Raw genomic sequence first — 14,993 nt, 5'->3', positions numbered from 1 at the left:
TAGAGGAACCGCAATGAGTATTCGACTATCGCGACGTGTCCAGCGTGTGACGCTCTCCGCCAACGCCGCCGCCAAGCAACGCACCAATGAATTAAAAAGCGCCGGGGTGGATATTCTTGACCTGACCACCGGCGAACCGGATTTCGACACCCCCGAAGCCGTCAAGCAGGCGGCCTACCGGGCCATCGCCCAGGGTGAAACGAAATACACCGCCACCCCCGGCGTGCGCGCGCTGCGGGAAGCCGTGGTGCGCAAGCTGTCGCGGGAAAACCGGCTGGCCTATCCCCTGGCGGAAGTGGTTATCGCCAACGGCGCCAAACAGATCATTTTCAACGCATTCGCCGCTACCCTGGATGACGGGGATGACGTGCTGGTGCCGACGCCGTACTGGCCCACCTTCCCCGACAGCGTGCGTTTTAACGGAGGCGAGCCGCGTTTCCTGCCCTGCCCTTTGGAGCAGGGCTATAAGCTGCTGCCGGCGCAGCTGGAACAGGCCATCGGGCCGCGTACCCGCTGGCTGGTCCTTAATACCCCAGGCAATCCCAGCGGCGCGGTCTATGCCCGCCAGGAGCTGGAAAAACTGGCGGCGGTGCTGCGTCGCCACCCCCAGGTACTGGTGATGCTGGATGAACTGTACGAACATATCCTGTTCGACGGCCGCCAGCATATCGGGCTGCTGAACGTCGCGCCGGATTTGCGAGACCGCGCGCTGCTGGTGGGCGGCGTGTCGAAAACCTATGCCATGACCGGCTGGCGCATCGGCTACGGCGCCGGTCCGGCCACGTTGACGCAGGCCATGGTGGTCACCCAGTTGCAGATCTCCTCGGGCGCCAGCTCGGTGAGCCAGGCGGCGGCCCTGGCGGCGTTTGAAGGCGGCCTGGATTTCCTGCCGCCCCAGGTGGCCAGCTATCAGCGGCGCCGTGATACGCTGGTGGAACATCTTAGCGCTGTGGACGGGCTGGAGCTACTCCCTCCCCAGGGCAGTTTTTTTGTATTCTGCCGCTGCGCGGGACTGCTGGGGCAACGGCGGCCGGACGGCCGCCGGCTGGAAAACGAGGTGGATGTGCTCGATTACCTGCTGGAACGCGGCGTATCGGGCATCGGCGGCAGCGCTTATGGCTTGTCGCCCTATTTCCGCCTTTCCATCGCCACCGATGATGCCACCGTGGCCGAAGCGGGCCGGCGTATCGCCGCCGCTTGCGCCTTGTTAATGAAATGACTGCTCGCCCTGCCGGCAATCCAAGTTAGATCGCGCCCTGGCGGGTGCTGCCGTCGACCCCATGGGGATACCGGGGGCCAGGGCGACGTAGCGGTAAATAAGATGGTGGATCACGCGGATATTCGCGGGTTGGATACCGCATTACAGAGATCCGTCATCTGATCCCGCCACTTACTTACGACGCGAACTAGCGTTGCGCTGCCGTCGTGAAGCGTCGCCATGGGTTGCTCTTGTTCCGGGCTACGCCGCCTTCAGGAAACGCTCTTCGATAATGCTGGTTCTCTGGTTTCTTGTTCTCTTATGCCATCCGTGTGTCGTGCGGTTCCCGCGTGAGCGACATCGCCAGCCGGCCAATATCCCAGATAAAACCGGCCAGCTCCCGGGCGACGGCCACAATGGGAATATTTGCATTCTTCCCTTTTGCCACGAGCCTGCGTCATCTGGATCCAAAAGGGCGAACAGGATATCGGGCGCAAGCTCGACGGGATTTTCCGCCGCTGGCACCGCGACAGCTTGGCCGCCCTGGCGGATAAACGCGGTTGGTCGTACCTAGCGCCGGCGCTCGACAAGATGTGCCGGGAGACATTAAACGAGCAGTTATCCTGGGGGGCCATCCCAAGCTCAGGCTTTTTTGCCGCGCCACGTCATCCGCCGGCAGTCCAGCCCGGGTTATCCTCGGCTTATAGCAAAAACCGCTGTGCATTATGTTATCGTTATAGATGTTAGCTTTATAGCGGGCGGCCTTAACCGCCCGTCCCGTCGTCTACTTTGCATAGGGTGTATTATGATCGCAGGCATGCCAATCTCACGCCGAACGCTCCACAGTGAGATAGCCGATTTCATTCGTGACATGATCGTCCGGGGAGAGCTGGAGCCGGGCAGCAGGATCCCCGAAAAAGATCTGTGCGCACGTTTTGATATATCCAGAACACCCCTGCGCGAAGCGCTGAAGGTTCTGGCTACCGAAGGCATGATCATCTTGCTCCCGCAGCGCGGCGCCCGCGTGGCGGCGTTGACTAATGAAGAGCTGTACGAAATCTTCCCGATAATCGCCAGTCTTGAGGGCCTGGCCAGCGAGTTGGCTTGCCAGCATATCACCCGCGACGAATTAGCCGCTATCGAACAACTCCACGCGCAGATGCTGCTGGCTTACCAGCGGCAAGACAAACTCGACTATGCCCGCCTGAATCGGGAAATTCACCTTGCCCTGTTCAGCGCGGCCAGAAACCAGTCGCTGCTGGCACTCTATAAAACCCTTGAGCTGCGCATCAGGAATATCCGCCATACCGTGCGCCAGTTGCCGAAAGACTGGCAGCGGGCGGTGAACGAGCATGAGGAAATCATGGCCTGCCTGCGCGTAAAAAACGCCGCGAAACTGGCAAAGACCATGCGCAAGCATATCATGAGCACCGCCAACGCCGTCAAAAATGCCATGGATGCCAAGCTATAATATCCTGTCGGCCATGGCGCCGGGACCGTTATAGCGTCCGCTATCAGGCGCGTCCCGCGGCGTCGCCAGCTCCCTGACGTCATAGGTTTTTCTTATCAGTAATCTGGTTTTTACCTCCTGTGAAATGAATTCATTATTCATTATTTATTTTTATTGACCCCTCGCTCCAGCCGATCAATTCTTGCACGGTTCCCGGTCGCGCACCCAGGGTTTGCTTTCCCAGGGCGGCGGCGATCCCGAGCTCGCCGGCCGTCGGCGTTGATGCGTTCAGGCAACAGTTAATCACCTTTCCACGGAGCTACAATGAACAGACATTTTTTGGTTAACTTTTTTTGCCTTCTGGCCCTGGCGGGCACCGCCGCCAGCGCCGCGGAACTTGATGGAACGCTTAAAAAAATCGCCGACAGCGGCCAGATCACCGTGGGCCACCGTGATGGCGCGGTCCCATTTTCCTACTACGACGATAATCAGCGGCCGATCGGTTATGCGATGGATATCTGCAACGCGGTAGTGGCGGCAGTCAAAGCCCGCGTCCATAAACCAGAACTGGCGGTGAATACCCTGCCGGTCACCGGCACTACGCGTATTCCGCTACTGGCTAACGGCACCATCGATATGGAATGCGGCACCACCACCAATAACGCGGAACGACAAAAACAGGTGGCTTTTTCGACCACCTATTTTGTCGCAGCCGTGCGCATCATGTCCAAAAAGAGCGCACCGGTTGCCTCAATGGCGGAGCTTAAGGGTAAAACCATCGTCACCCTGTCCGGTACCACCAGCGTCAAAATCGTCAATGACGCCAATAATTCCCAGCATCTGGGCATGACCATCCTGACGGCCAAGGACCTGGCGGAGGGCATGCTGACCCTGGAGACCGGACGGGCGGCCGCGCTGATTTTTGATGATGTCTCACTGGCCGGCGCGCGGGCCACGTCCAAGTCGCCTGACGCGTTCCAGATCTCCGATCGGCCGCTATCCGTCGAGCCTTACGGCATTATGCTGCGCAGGAATGACGAACAGTTTAAGCAGTTGGTCAACGACACCATCGCCGGCCTGTACCAAAGCGGGGCCATTAACGGCATCTATAACAAGTGGTTTACCCAACCCATCCCGCCGCGGGGCATCAATATGCAATTCCCGATGTCCGCCCAGTTGCAAAAGGCGATTGCCCATCCAACGGATGACGCCAATCCCGAGGTCTATCGCTAATGCCGGCGCAAGTAACCCTGGCGGATGATCATCCCGGGCGCGTTGGTCGGCATGGCGCGCAGCCTCGACCGCAGGTCTTGGCTGCGGCAGGACAAGTGGCAAAATGAACTATAACTGGAACTGGGCCGTCTTTTTCGATACCGCATCCGACGGCGCCCATACCTGGTGGCAGACGCTGGTCATCGGCCTCGGCTGGACGGTGGCCACCGCCGCCTGCGCCTTTTTTATCGCGCTGGTCCTGGGGGCGCTTGCCGGCGTGGCGCGCAATACGCCGAACCGGTGGTTAAATAGCTGCGGCAGCGCATTTGTCGAGGTATTCCGCAATATTCCCCTGCTGATGCAAATGTTCCTTTGGTATTTCGTCTTTCCGGAAATGCTGCCGGCGGCGCTCGGCGACCAGTTGAAGCAATTACCGAACGCGCAGTTTTATACAGCGGCGCTCTGTTTGGGATGCTATCACGGTGCCCGTATGGCGGAAGTGGTCAGGGCCGGCCTGGAAAGCCTGTCCAAAGGCCAGCGCATGGCGGGACAGGCGTTGGGGCTGACCCTGGCGCAAACCTATGCTTATGTGCTGCTGCCGGTGGCAATGCGCATGGTGACCCCGGCGGTAACGTCCGAATTGTTAAGCTGCACCAAAAACACCTCGGTGGCGCTGGCGATAGGGCTGATTGAATTGACCGGCGGCGCCCGCGCCATGCAGGAAAACACCTTCCAGGTGTTTGAAGCCTTCAGCGGCGCGACCCTGCTCTATCTGCTGCTCAACCTGGCGGTGGTTTTTTTCATGCGCGGCGTGGAGAAAAAAGCCGCGCTACCCGGATTTGCAACCGGCGTCGGCCGGGAAAAGGGCTGATTGATGCTGACGGGATTTGACTATCACACTATTATCCGCACCCTGCCGTATCTGTTTATGACCGGGATGAGCTTTACCCTGCGCCTGACGCTGTGCGCAACCCTTGCCGGTCTGGTGTTCGGCACCTTGCTGGCGCTGATGAGGCTGTCCGGCATGCGTTTTTTGTCTATTCTGGCGACCTGTTATGTCAACCTGATGCGCTCGCTGCCGCTGGTTTTGGTGATCTTCTGGTTCTATTTTCTGGTGCCCTATCTCCTGCAATCGGTCACCGGCGCCGCCTCGCCGGTGCGGGTGGACCCGTTCTGGTCATCGGTGATTACCTTCAGCCTGTTCGAAGCCAGCTATTTTTGTGAGATTGTCCGCTCGGGCATACAGTCGCTGCCCAGCGGGCAGTCTTCCGCCTCGCAGGCGCTGGGTATGACCGGCCGGCAGACCATGCTGTACGTGATCCTGCCGCAGGCCATGCGCAATATGCTGCCGCTGTTCCTGACCCAGACCATTATTTTATTCCAGGACACCTCGCTGGTCTATGTACTGTCGATTACTGATTTCCTGGGCGCCGCGGCCAAGATTGCCCAGCGCGACGGACGCCTGCTGGAGATGTATCTGTTTGCCGCGGCGGTCTATTTCCTGATGTCGTTTGCCGCCTCGTACTCGGTGCGGATGCTGCAAAAACGGGTGGCCATTATTCGCTAGAACTGATGCGTCTCGGGTTTATCTGCCGTAGCCTGAGCTGCGCCCAGGCCAACCGGAGATCAATGGCAACCTTTTATCCGGCCGATCGCGCGGTTAGCATGCGCGCTATTTTCTCCTTATACCATGGTGCTTACATGTCCCCATTACCAACTGTTTCGGTTCCGTCCGCTGCGGGAAACAACGCAGCGCTGTTAGCCCTTGCAGGCCAGCGCCTCAATGTTCTGCAACATGAGCGCGTGGTGCTCTATGCCGGCGCAAACCTGCCCAGTCCCGAGGCAATGGCGGCTTATTCCCCGGGATTAAGCGCCTATCCGGCCATGGGACCCAGTTTTGATAAGGAGCAGCCCGATACCGGCCTGGTCTCCGCGCTTGAAGTGGCCGTTGCCGATCAGATTAGCCGGCTGTTCGGTTCACTCTGGGCGGACACGCGCCTGCCGAACTGCACTACCGCCAACCTCGCCGTTTTCCACGCGTTCGCCAGACCGGGCGATCTGTTGCTGGCTCCCGCAGCCGCCCATGGCGGGCATTTAAGCCAGCGCAAAGGCGGAACGCCCGAATTGGCGGGCCTTAACGTTGAGGATCTGCCCTACGATGAACATCACCTTTGTCTTGACCCGGCGGCGGCGGCGGCGATGATCCTGCGCCGAAAACCACGTCTGGTGATGCTGGGACGCTCGGTCATGCTTAAGGCGGACGATATAACGCCGGTGATAAACAGCGCGCAGCGGGTCGGCGCCAAAACCATTTTTGACGCGTCCCATGTACTGGGGCTGATCGCCGGCGGGATGTTTCCCAATCCCCTGTCGCTGGGGGTGGATATCATGACCAGTTCGACGTATAAGACGCTGCCGGGCCGACCGCACAGTATTATTGCCGGCGGCAATTTGGCCGATCGGGCTTTGTTGGCCAGCGTCATCGAAAATCGCATGATCGCCAACGGCGATGCCGGCTGTTTACCGTCCCTGCTGGTGACTCTGGAGCAGGCAAAACAGAACGGCGCGAACTACGCGCGCCGCATTTGCCGCAATACCGCCGCCATGGCCGCGGCGCTCAGGGCGGCAGGCGTCGTGGTGATGGCGGCGCAGCCCCATGAAACCGCGACCCATCAGTTGCTGATCCCCATGAGCCCGGCGCTGTCGGCCAAACAGACCCTTGCCGCGCTTGAACAGCAGGGGATACTGGTGGGCACCTGCGCCGATCCGGCCGCCGCCGGTCATTTCGCCCTGCGCGTCGGCACCCAGTTCATGACCACCCTGGAGCTTGATGAGACCGGGTTTGCCCGCATCGCGCAACGCCTGGCCGCGCTGTTGGAACGGACAGCCGATAATCGTATGCGGATACGAGCCGGGAGGTAACTCGCTTTACGCTCGACATCAGGCCATACGGCCAGTGGCGCAATGCATCCCAATGCCGCTGGCCGGTTTTCCCCCACGGCTGCAGGCTAGCGTGGGAGACCGCAGCTTCGGCCATTATCTGCGGAGCAGCCAAACGCCGACCTCTCGTGGCCTGGGAACCTTTATTTCCTTATTTGGGGCAAACGTCCTATCAGTATCACTGAAACTGTTGATCTGTTCAGTTGGCACAGGCTGTCGAGAGGAAAATATTTCCTGAAGTGGCGATGCACCTGCAGCAAAAACCGATCGCGATTATGTATTTTGCCATTGGCATGAAAATGATTTTAATAATGCGGTTTGGATAATTCCCGCCGCGAGATGACCAGACGTACGTTACCGTCAAGTAGAAAATGTACTCGATTCACTGCAAGCATCCAGATCAAATATTGAAAAGAAATTTATTACCGAATTGGGCATGACAATCCACAAAGTGATCCAGGAAGAGCGGTTGAGGAAAGCCAAGGAACTTCTCACCACCACCGCAATCCCGATTAGCGAAATCTGCAAATTATGCAGTTATAATACCATCCAATATTTTTATTTTATTTTTAATCAACAAACGGGAATGACTCCCTCGAAATACCGTAACAGCCGGTCTTATCAAAACCAAGGTAAAGATGCCGATTTGATTTATTGACAAGTTTCGTTCAACTATGGCCGCTATGCATTATCCGGCTGACGTTTCAACAACCGCCCCCGCCGTTCTTGTACCTGCCCGTCCTCGTAACCCGCCACGCCATTGACTACCACCAGATCGATCCCGGGCGCTTGCCGGCATGGGTCACCGTAGGTGGCGACGTCCTGGATCCGCTCCATGTCCACCAGGGTTATATCGGCGAACGCCCCTTCGCGCACCACGCCGCGATCCCGCAGGCGAAAGCGCGCGGCCGGCAGCCCCGTCATCTTGCGCACCGCCTCGGCCACATCGAACAGCCGCAGATCGCGGCAATAGTGTGCCAGCACCCTGGGAAAGGTGCCCCAGAGGCGCGGATGAGGATTAGGGTCGTTCGGCAAGCCGTCGGAACCAATCATTGACAGCGGATGCGCCAGGATCTTGCGCACGTCGTCTTCGCTCATCATGCTGTAGATCGCCCCGGCCGGGCGCAGGCGTTCTGTGGCTTGCCATTGGTCGACACCCCACAACGCGGCAATCTCTGCAAGCCGCTGCCTGGCCATTTCCGGGTGCGGCTCCGACCAGGTGATATAGATCTCCATCTGTCCGTCGACGCGCCAGGCGTCAAGCGTGGTGGAGCTGGCCGCATACGGATAGCAATCGCAGTTGCAGGGCTGCTGGCCGGCGGCTTTTTCCAGCGCGGCCAGGGCCTGCGGCGCACGGCCCCAGTTGCCCGCGCCGGCGCACTTGAGGTGTGATATCACCAAGTCCGCCCCGGCATTACGGGCGGTGCTGAACGACTCTTGCAGCGAGTCCAGCAAACCGTCGTGTTCATTACGCATATGCGTGGTGTACAGCGCGCCGTAAGCGCCGACAATGTCTACCAGGCGCTGCATTTCCGCCGCCGGCGCCTGTTTGGCGTTGGTGTAGGCCAGACCGGAGCTGAGGCCGATGGCGCCATCGTCGAGGGCGCCTTTCAGCGCCGCGCACATGTGTTCCAATTCGCACTCCGTCGCCGGTCGATCGAATTGCTCCATGACGTTGGCCCGCAGCGCGGTGTGGCCGATCAGCGCCGCCACGTTGACGCTCGGGCCGGCGCGCTCAACCGCGTTGGCATAATCCCCGAAGGTCGGGTAAACAAATACCTCCTGCGCGCCCAGCAGGTTCATCGGGTCCGGCGGCGCGCCGGGCAAGGTCACCGGCGAGCCGCTGATGCCGCAGTTGCCGACGATCACCGTGGTAACGCCCTGGGAGATTTTGGCAAGCATGTCCGGACTGCGGATAACCTGGATGTCGTCGTGGGTATGCACGTCGATAAAACCCGGCATCAGGCAGCGCCCGGCACCGTCAATCACCCGTCGCGCAGTCTGTCCGGCAAGATTGCCGATAACGGCTATCCGATCGCTACGGGTCGCGACGTCGGCGATATACGGATCGGCGCCGGTGCCATCAACCACGGTGACCGCACGGAACAATAAATCAAACGCCATGTGAGATCCTCCGGCCCGCGGCGAAATCCCAGCCCTTGCCGGGAACCGCGTCCATCAATTGTTGAGTATAGGGATGCCGCGGGCGGGTCAGAACATCGCAGGCCGGTCCGTACTCGATAACCTTGCCGTGTTGCATCACCAGCACGTCGTCGCATAACTGCGCCGCCACGCGCAAATCGTGGGTGATAAACAAAATGGCGACGCCCATACGGTGTTGAATATCGCCAAGCAATTGCAGCACCTGCGCCTGAACCGAAACATCCAGAGCGGACACCGCCTCGTCGGCGACGATCACGTCCGGCTCCATCGCCAGCGCGCGGGCGATGGCGATGCGTTGCCGCTGTCCGCCGGAAAACTGATGTGGATAACGGTCGATGGCGTCGGCGGGCAGCCCAACCAGTTCAAGCAACTGCTGGCCGTTCGCCCAGGCCTGGGCGAACGACACGCCGTGATTCATCGGTCCTTCCACCAGGCTCTTGCCAATGTTCATACGCGGATTGAGCGAACGATTGGGGTCCTGGAAGATCATCTGTATCCTTTTGCGGTGAGGTTTGAGTCCGGCGGTCGAGAGTTCGGAAATATCATTGCCGGTAACCCGGACCGCACCGCTGGTAGGCGTCAGCAAACGCATCACGCAACGCGCCATCGTCGACTTGCCGGAACCGCTTTCGCCGACGATCCCAAGCGTCCGGCCGCGCTTAAGGGTGAAGGTCACATCGTCCAGCGCGCGCGTACCCTCGCGCCGATTACCGAACCAGCTTAGCGCCGTGCCGGCGGCCGGATAGATTTTGCCCAGTTCAATGACGTCAAGCACCACCTGCGTCCTGTGCAGCTCACCGCGCGCGGGCCGCGGCACCAAGCCTGGGACCGCCGCCAGCAGGGCTTTGGTGTAATCCTCGCGCGGTTGCGACAGTACCTGCTCTACCGTGCCGGATTCCACGATACGTCCCTGGCGCATGACGCAGACGCGGTCGGCGATATCCACCACCACCCCCATATCGTGGGTGATAAACAGCACCGCGGTACCGTGTTTTTGCTGCAGCTCGCGGATCAGTTTAAGAATCTGTTGTTGGGTCGTCACGTCCAGCGCGGTGGTCGGCTCATCGGCGATCAGCAGGCGCGGCTCGAGCACCAGCGCCATCGCTATCATGATGCGTTGGCGCTGGCCGCCGCTGAGTTGATGCGGATAAGCATCATAAACCCGTTCGATATCCGGCAGATGCACCTGCGCCAGCGCGCTGATAACCTGCGTACGGCGCTGCGAGGCGCTTAAATCAGTATGGGTCTGCAGCACTTCGTCGATCTGGCGTCCCACCGTAAGCACCGGGTTGAGCGCGGTCATGGGCTCCTGGAAAATCATCGCCATGCGGCTGCCGCGCAGCGCCTTAAGCCGCCGGTTGCCGACCCGCAGGACATCTTCGCCGTCCAGCAGCACTTGCCCGCCCATCACCCTGAGCGCGCCTTGGGGCAGCAGACCCAGGGTGGCCAGCGACGTTACCGACTTGCCCGAACCGCTTTCACCCACCAGGCACAGCGTCTCCCCGGCACGGATACCGAATGAGATATCCTGCAGCACAGGAATGCCCTGCGCGGTATCAACACACAAATGCTCTACCCGCAGGGTGTCGTTTTGCCGTTCACTCATGCGCCGCCCCTTTTGTTCATGCGTGGGTCGAGGGCATCGCTCACCGTGTCGCCCAACAAGTTGATCGATAAAATACACAGCGACAGCGCCAGGCCCGCCCACAGCACCAGCGAAGGCTTGAGCTGGAAGTACAGGCGGCCTTCGGAAATAATGTTCCCCCAGGTCGGCGTCTCGGTGCCGATGCCGGCGCCGAGAAACGACAGGATCGCTTCGGTCAGGATCGCCGACGCGCATATATAGGTGCCCTGCACAATCAGCGGCGCCAGAGTGCCGGGCATCAGGTGCCGGATCAGGATCCTGAAGGCCGGCGTGCCCATCAGCACCGCGGCCTCCACATACGGCTCCTCACGGATCGACAGCACCCGCGAGCGCACCAGGCGCACCACCTGCGGGATCTCCGGCACCATGATGGCTATCATCACCGTCCATATGCCGGCGCTGCTTAGCGAGACGATAGCAATGGCCAGCAGGATGCCGGGGATCGCCATCAGACCGTCCATCACCCGCATCAGCACGGCGTCCAGGCGCCGGAAATAACCGGCCAGCAGACCCAGCGGCAAGCCAATCAGCACGCTCAGCACGGTCACGCCCAGTCCCACCATCAGCGAGATGCGCGCGCCATAGACAATACGCGAAAACAGATCGCGGCCATAAGCATCGGTACCGAGCCAGAATTCGGCGCCGGCTGGCCTGAGCCGAAGCGCCGGAGATAGGGCAATGGGATCGTGATTGGCAATCCAGGGCGCGAACACCGCCATGGATACAATCAGCATCAGGCAGATCAATGCGATAATCGATGTCAGCGGCAGACGCGGCAGTGTTAACCAACGATACCGGGGGGCCGGCAAGGTCAGGAGATCCGGTTTACTCATGGCAATGCCCTCAGTAGCGAATGCGCGGATCGCTGAGCGCGTACGACAAGTCGATCAGCAAATTGATGATGACATATACCCCGCTGGTCAACAGGATCATGCCCTGAATAACCGGATAGTCCCGGGCCAGCACGGCGTCGACAATCAAGCGCCCCAGACCCGGGATGTTGAATACGCTTTCGGTGACCACCACCCCGGAAATCATCAGCGCGAAACCGGCGCCAATCACCGTCAGGATCGGGATGGAGGCATTGCGCAGCGCATGCCTAAACAGCACGTGGATTTCGGCCAGGCCCTTGGCGCGGGCGGTACGGATGTAGTCTTCGCCCAACACTTCAAGCACGCTGGCCCGCGTCATCCGCGCCACCAGCGCGATGTAGACCGACGATAAGGTCAATGCCGGTAATACAATACGCTGGGCAAACGGCCAGACTCCCCCGGTGATGCTGCGAAAACCCTGTACCGGCAACCACTTCAGTTCGATGCCGAATACGGTAATCAGCACATAACCTATGACGAACACCGGTATCGAGAATCCCAGTACCGACGTCGACATCACCAGATTGTCTATCCAGCTACCGTGTTTCCAGGCCGCCAGTACCCCCAGCGGTACCGAGATAAGGATAGTGAAGGCAATCGCCGTCAGCGCCAGGCTCAGGGTCGGCTCCAGGCGCTGGCCGATCATGCCCAGTACCGGCGTGTGGGCCATCAGGGAGGTGCTGAAATCTCCCTGCAGCAGTTGCCAGACCCAGACGAAAAACTGCCGGTACAGCGGCTCGTTCAGGCCCAGGCTTTCGCGGATGGCCGCCAGTTGCTGCGGAGTTGCCATATCGCCGGCAATAATCGCCGCCGGATCGCCCGGCGACAGCCGCAGCAGCAGGAAGACAAACAGCGCCACCACCAGCATCACCGGGATAGCCGCCAGTACGCGGCGAATGAAGTAACCCATCATCGAAGCCTCCGAAGGCAATAATTATCCGCTAATCAGTCGCTTTTCTCGACGTTCCAGAACACGGTGGACGGCCCGGTCATCAAGTGGCTGATATGGCTGTTCCAGGCCGCCACGTCGTAATACTGACCCAGCGGGATATAGCTGACCTGGTCCATCGCACGCCTTTGGATTTCGACCGCAATCTCTTTCTGCTTGGCGGGATCGGTGGCGGTGGCGAAATTCACCCGCAGTTCATTCATCTGCGGGTCGGTCGGCCAGCCGAACCAGGCTCCCTGCCGGCCACCGCCATCGAGCATGGGGTTGACCACCGGGTTCCAGATGGTTTCCGCGTTCCAATAGGTAAAGAACAGATTCCAGCCGCCCTGCGCCGGCGGGTTCTGGTTGGCGCGGCGCGATACCAGGGTCTGCCAGTCCATCGGTTGCAGCTCTACGTTGAACCCCGCATTGCGCAGGGCCTGAGCCGCCACTACCGGTTGTGGCGCCTGGCTCGGGACGTCGGTCGGCTGCATGATAACCACCGGCGTGCCGTCATAGCCGGCTTTTTTCAACAGCGCCCTGGCGGCGTTCAGGTCGCCGCCGCGGGTCAGCGACTCGCCGCCCGCCTGACTGTCCAGCGCCGTGCCGCAGCCGAAGACCGACGCGCACAGTCTGAAGTACTTCGGGTTGCCAACCAATGCATCAAGTACATCCTTCTGGTTCATCGCCAGCAGCGCGGCGCGGCGAATGTCGGGATTGTTGAACGGAGGATAAAGGAAGTTCATCCGCCCGCCGGTCATCAATCCCAGTTTGCTCAGGACGCCGGACTTGAGATGATCGTCGGCCTGGATCATCGGCAACAGGTCAATGGGCACCTGCTCGATAAAGTCGATGTCACCGGAAGACAGTGCGTTGATCGCGGTCATGCGGTCGGGCATATTGATCCATTCGACGCGATCAACCTTAACCACCTTGCCGCCGGCAGTGCCGCTGGCAGGCTCCTTGCGCGCAATGTATTCTTTGAATTTTTCGTAGACCACCCGGTTGCCGGGGTCGAATTCGCCGGCGACGAATTTATAGGGGCCGGAACCGGTATAGTCGGTGATAGTCTTGCCGTCAGGCGTATCGGCGACCCGCTCCGGCATCATGAATGCCGCCACCGATGAAGGCTTGGCCAGCAGTTGCAGGACGTAGCCGAAGGGTTTGGCCAGCGTCAGGGTAATGGTTTTGTCGTTGGTGGCGGTGATACCCGCGGTGTACTTCATCATCAGTTGACCGCCGACATCGAACCGTGCCCAGCGCTTGAGGGAAGCGACGCAATCGGCGGCGGTCACCGGTTTGCCGTCATGCCACAGCAGGCCGTCGCGCAGGGTAAAGGTGTAGGTCAGGCCGTCGGGCGAGACGCTCCAGTCGGCCATTTGCGGCTTGGGCACAAAGTTTTCGTCCATGCCAATCAGGGTATCGTAAATCATGAAGCCATGGTTGCGGGTGATCTGCGCGGTGGTTGCGATAGGATCCAAAACACGCAGGGATGACGACATTACCGCGTGCAGGGTTTTCTCCGCGCCCAGGGCGTACGGCGTGTTCATGGCGGCAATCAGGCCGATAGGCAGCAACAGGCGGGTAACCAGGGAACGGGACGGACGTACTTTCATTCTCAATACTCCTCAAAAATGGCAACGTTCGGTGTCGGCGCTCTTGCCCTGCGGCGCGACGTAGTTAGACCAGACCGGGCACTTTGGCGCGCCCGGCGACGCCATTCCCGGCGCTCAGACGCTCCCCGCCAGCGCATGGCCGATATATAGCTGGCGCAGTCGGCGGGTTAACGGCCCCGGCGTGCCGTCGCCGATGGGCTGGCCGTCCAGGGTCACCACCGGATAAATAAACGATGTGGAGGAGGTCACGAAGGCTTCAGCGGCATTCTTTGCTTCCTCCAGGCTGAAGGCGCGCTCTTCGCGTTGCAGGCCGTGTTCTTTCACCAGGACGAGCAGCGCGCCGCGCGTGATGCCGGGCAACAGCGCGCGGGAAAGCTCGCGGGTCACCACCGCGCCGTCGCGGGTTATGATAAACGCATTATTGGAGGTACCTTCGGTCACCCGTCCATCCTTCACCAGCCAGGCGTCGTCGGCGCCCTGGGCTTTTGCCTGTTCCTTGGCCATGCAGGCGTAGAGAAGTTGCGTGGTTTTGACATCGCTGCGCCCCCAGCGCATATCCGGCAGACCGATGATATTCATGCCGCGTTTTGCCAGCGGACTGTCGAGCACCGCCTTGGCCTGGGTGAAAAGCGCCACCGTCAACGGCGTGTCCGCGGGCGGATACAAAAAGTCGCGGTCTGCGGCGCCACGGCTGACCTGCATATACATCAAGCCTTCGCACAGCGCATTGCGCGCGATAAGCTGCCGGTGGACCGCCAGCAGCTTATCGTCGTCAAGCGGCAGGACCAGAGCCAGCTCCGCCAGCGAGCGGCGCAGGCGGGCCAAATGCGCCTTGGCATCCACCAGCTTGCCGCCCAATACGGCGGTCACCTCGTAAATGCCGTCGGCGAACATAAAGCCGCGATCGAAGATGGAAATCTTCGCATCATTCTCGGCAATAAACTCTCCGTTGAGATAAACGGTGCGCAT

Annotated in this window: 14 protein-coding genes; 7 read left to right on the top strand and 7 right to left on the bottom strand. The window is 60.2% G+C overall.

What is annotated here, in order from left to right:
• The first annotated feature begins 13 nt into the window (after positions 1-13).
• Both ACL2XQ_RS11325 and ACL2XQ_RS11320 read left to right on the top strand, forming a co-directional pair.
• A complete protein-coding gene (locus ACL2XQ_RS11325) occupies positions 14-1,219 on the top strand; it encodes an aminotransferase class I/II-fold pyridoxal phosphate-dependent enzyme (protein WP_413730254.1) in 1,206 nt (401 codons plus the stop codon).
• Between the two features lie 796 nt (positions 1,220-2,015).
• Positions 2,016-2,669, top strand: coding sequence for a GntR family transcriptional regulator (locus ACL2XQ_RS11320; protein WP_413730253.1), 654 nt, complete (start codon positions 2,016-2,018; stop codon positions 2,667-2,669).
• Here ACL2XQ_RS11320 and ACL2XQ_RS11315 read toward each other — a convergent pair.
• Positions 2,664-2,810 (bottom strand): hypothetical protein, encoded by a 147-nt coding sequence (locus ACL2XQ_RS11315; protein ID WP_413730252.1) that lies wholly within the window; start codon positions 2,808-2,810, stop codon positions 2,664-2,666. The genes ACL2XQ_RS11320 and ACL2XQ_RS11315 overlap by 6 nt on opposite strands.
• Positions 2,811-2,972: 162 nt before the next feature.
• On the opposite strand from ACL2XQ_RS11315, the gene ACL2XQ_RS11310 reads away from it, so the two are divergent.
• From ACL2XQ_RS11310 to ACL2XQ_RS11290, 5 genes are all read left to right on the top strand, one after another.
• On the top strand, positions 2,973-3,881 hold the full coding sequence (locus tag ACL2XQ_RS11310; RefSeq protein WP_413730251.1) for a transporter substrate-binding domain-containing protein: 909 nt from the start codon (positions 2,973-2,975) through the stop codon (positions 3,879-3,881).
• Positions 3,882-3,984: 103 nt separating this feature from the next.
• Positions 3,985-4,731: an amino acid ABC transporter permease gene (locus ACL2XQ_RS11305; protein ID WP_413730250.1), complete on the top strand. Its 747-nt coding sequence runs from the start codon at positions 3,985-3,987 to the stop codon at positions 4,729-4,731.
• Between the two features lie 3 nt (positions 4,732-4,734).
• Positions 4,735-5,427, top strand: a complete 693-nt coding sequence (locus tag ACL2XQ_RS11300; RefSeq protein WP_413730249.1) for an amino acid ABC transporter permease — start codon at positions 4,735-4,737, stop codon at positions 5,425-5,427.
• A gap of 134 nt (positions 5,428-5,561) precedes the next feature.
• Positions 5,562-6,782 carry a glycine hydroxymethyltransferase gene (locus ACL2XQ_RS11295; RefSeq protein WP_413730248.1) on the top strand — a complete coding sequence of 407 codons (1,221 nt, stop codon included), beginning with the start codon at positions 5,562-5,564 and terminating at the stop codon, positions 6,780-6,782.
• Positions 6,783-7,185: 403 nt separating this feature from the next.
• On the top strand, positions 7,186-7,458 hold the full coding sequence (locus tag ACL2XQ_RS11290; protein WP_413733200.1) for a helix-turn-helix domain-containing protein: 273 nt from the start codon (positions 7,186-7,188) through the stop codon (positions 7,456-7,458).
• Positions 7,459-7,481: 23 nt separating this feature from the next.
• Here the strand turns inward: ACL2XQ_RS11290 and ACL2XQ_RS11285 are convergent, their stop codons facing one another.
• From ACL2XQ_RS11285 to ACL2XQ_RS11260, 6 genes are all read right to left on the bottom strand, one after another.
• Positions 7,482-8,924: an N-acyl-D-amino-acid deacylase family protein gene (locus ACL2XQ_RS11285; RefSeq protein WP_413730246.1), complete on the bottom strand. Its 1,443-nt coding sequence runs from the start codon at positions 8,922-8,924 to the stop codon at positions 7,482-7,484.
• Positions 8,914-10,569 carry an ABC transporter ATP-binding protein gene (locus tag ACL2XQ_RS11280; protein WP_413730245.1) on the bottom strand — a complete coding sequence of 552 codons (1,656 nt, stop codon included), beginning with the start codon at positions 10,567-10,569 and terminating at the stop codon, positions 8,914-8,916. The genes ACL2XQ_RS11285 and ACL2XQ_RS11280 overlap by 11 nt, the downstream gene beginning before the upstream one ends.
• The gene (locus ACL2XQ_RS11275) at positions 10,566-11,441 is read right to left on the bottom strand and encodes an ABC transporter permease (protein WP_413730244.1); all 876 of its coding nucleotides are present in this window, start codon (positions 11,439-11,441) and stop codon (positions 10,566-10,568) included. Before ACL2XQ_RS11275 ends, ACL2XQ_RS11280 begins: the two co-directional genes overlap by 4 nt.
• Positions 11,442-11,451: 10 nt before the next feature.
• Positions 11,452-12,393, bottom strand: coding sequence for an ABC transporter permease (locus ACL2XQ_RS11270; RefSeq protein WP_413730243.1), 942 nt, complete (start codon positions 12,391-12,393; stop codon positions 11,452-11,454).
• A gap of 32 nt (positions 12,394-12,425) precedes the next feature.
• Positions 12,426-14,024, bottom strand: coding sequence for an ABC transporter substrate-binding protein (locus ACL2XQ_RS11265; protein ID WP_413730242.1), 1,599 nt, complete (start codon positions 14,022-14,024; stop codon positions 12,426-12,428).
• Between the two features lie 114 nt (positions 14,025-14,138).
• Positions 14,139-14,993, bottom strand: coding sequence for a D-amino-acid transaminase (locus ACL2XQ_RS11260; RefSeq protein ID WP_413730241.1), 855 nt, complete (start codon positions 14,991-14,993; stop codon positions 14,139-14,141).

The sequence above is a fragment of the Sodalis sp. RH14 genome (genome assembly GCF_047324285.1).
Classification (GTDB): domain Bacteria; phylum Pseudomonadota; class Gammaproteobacteria; order Enterobacterales; family Enterobacteriaceae; genus Acerihabitans.
This window is presented reverse-complemented; position numbering and strand designations above follow the sequence as displayed.

What these genes read in the sequence shown, in the direction of transcription:
- ACL2XQ_RS11325 (WP_413730254.1), top strand. Translation starts at nt 14, where the DNA reads ATGAGTATTCGACTATCGCGACGTGTCCAGCGTGTGACGCTCTCCGCC.
- ACL2XQ_RS11320 (WP_413730253.1), top strand. Translation starts at nt 2,016, where the DNA reads ATGCCAATCTCACGCCGAACGCTCCACAGTGAGATAGCCGATTTCATT.
- ACL2XQ_RS11315 (WP_413730252.1), bottom strand. Translation starts at nt 2,810, where the DNA reads ATGAATAATGAATTCATTTCACAGGAGGTAAAAACCAGATTACTGATA.
- ACL2XQ_RS11310 (WP_413730251.1), top strand. Translation starts at nt 2,973, where the DNA reads ATGAACAGACATTTTTTGGTTAACTTTTTTTGCCTTCTGGCCCTGGCG.
- ACL2XQ_RS11305 (WP_413730250.1), top strand. Translation starts at nt 3,985, where the DNA reads ATGAACTATAACTGGAACTGGGCCGTCTTTTTCGATACCGCATCCGAC.
- ACL2XQ_RS11300 (WP_413730249.1), top strand. Translation starts at nt 4,735, where the DNA reads ATGCTGACGGGATTTGACTATCACACTATTATCCGCACCCTGCCGTAT.
- ACL2XQ_RS11295 (WP_413730248.1), top strand. Translation starts at nt 5,562, where the DNA reads ATGTCCCCATTACCAACTGTTTCGGTTCCGTCCGCTGCGGGAAACAAC.
- ACL2XQ_RS11285 (WP_413730246.1), bottom strand. Translation starts at nt 8,924, where the DNA reads ATGGCGTTTGATTTATTGTTCCGTGCGGTCACCGTGGTTGATGGCACC.
- ACL2XQ_RS11280 (WP_413730245.1), bottom strand. Translation starts at nt 10,569, where the DNA reads ATGAGTGAACGGCAAAACGACACCCTGCGGGTAGAGCATTTGTGTGTT.
- ACL2XQ_RS11275 (WP_413730244.1), bottom strand. Translation starts at nt 11,441, where the DNA reads ATGAGTAAACCGGATCTCCTGACCTTGCCGGCCCCCCGGTATCGTTGG.
- ACL2XQ_RS11270 (WP_413730243.1), bottom strand. Translation starts at nt 12,393, where the DNA reads ATGATGGGTTACTTCATTCGCCGCGTACTGGCGGCTATCCCGGTGATG.
- ACL2XQ_RS11265 (WP_413730242.1), bottom strand. Translation starts at nt 14,024, where the DNA reads ATGAAAGTACGTCCGTCCCGTTCCCTGGTTACCCGCCTGTTGCTGCCT.
- ACL2XQ_RS11260 (WP_413730241.1), bottom strand. Translation starts at nt 14,993, where the DNA reads ATGCGCACCGTTTATCTCAACGGAGAGTTTATTGCCGAGAATGATGCG.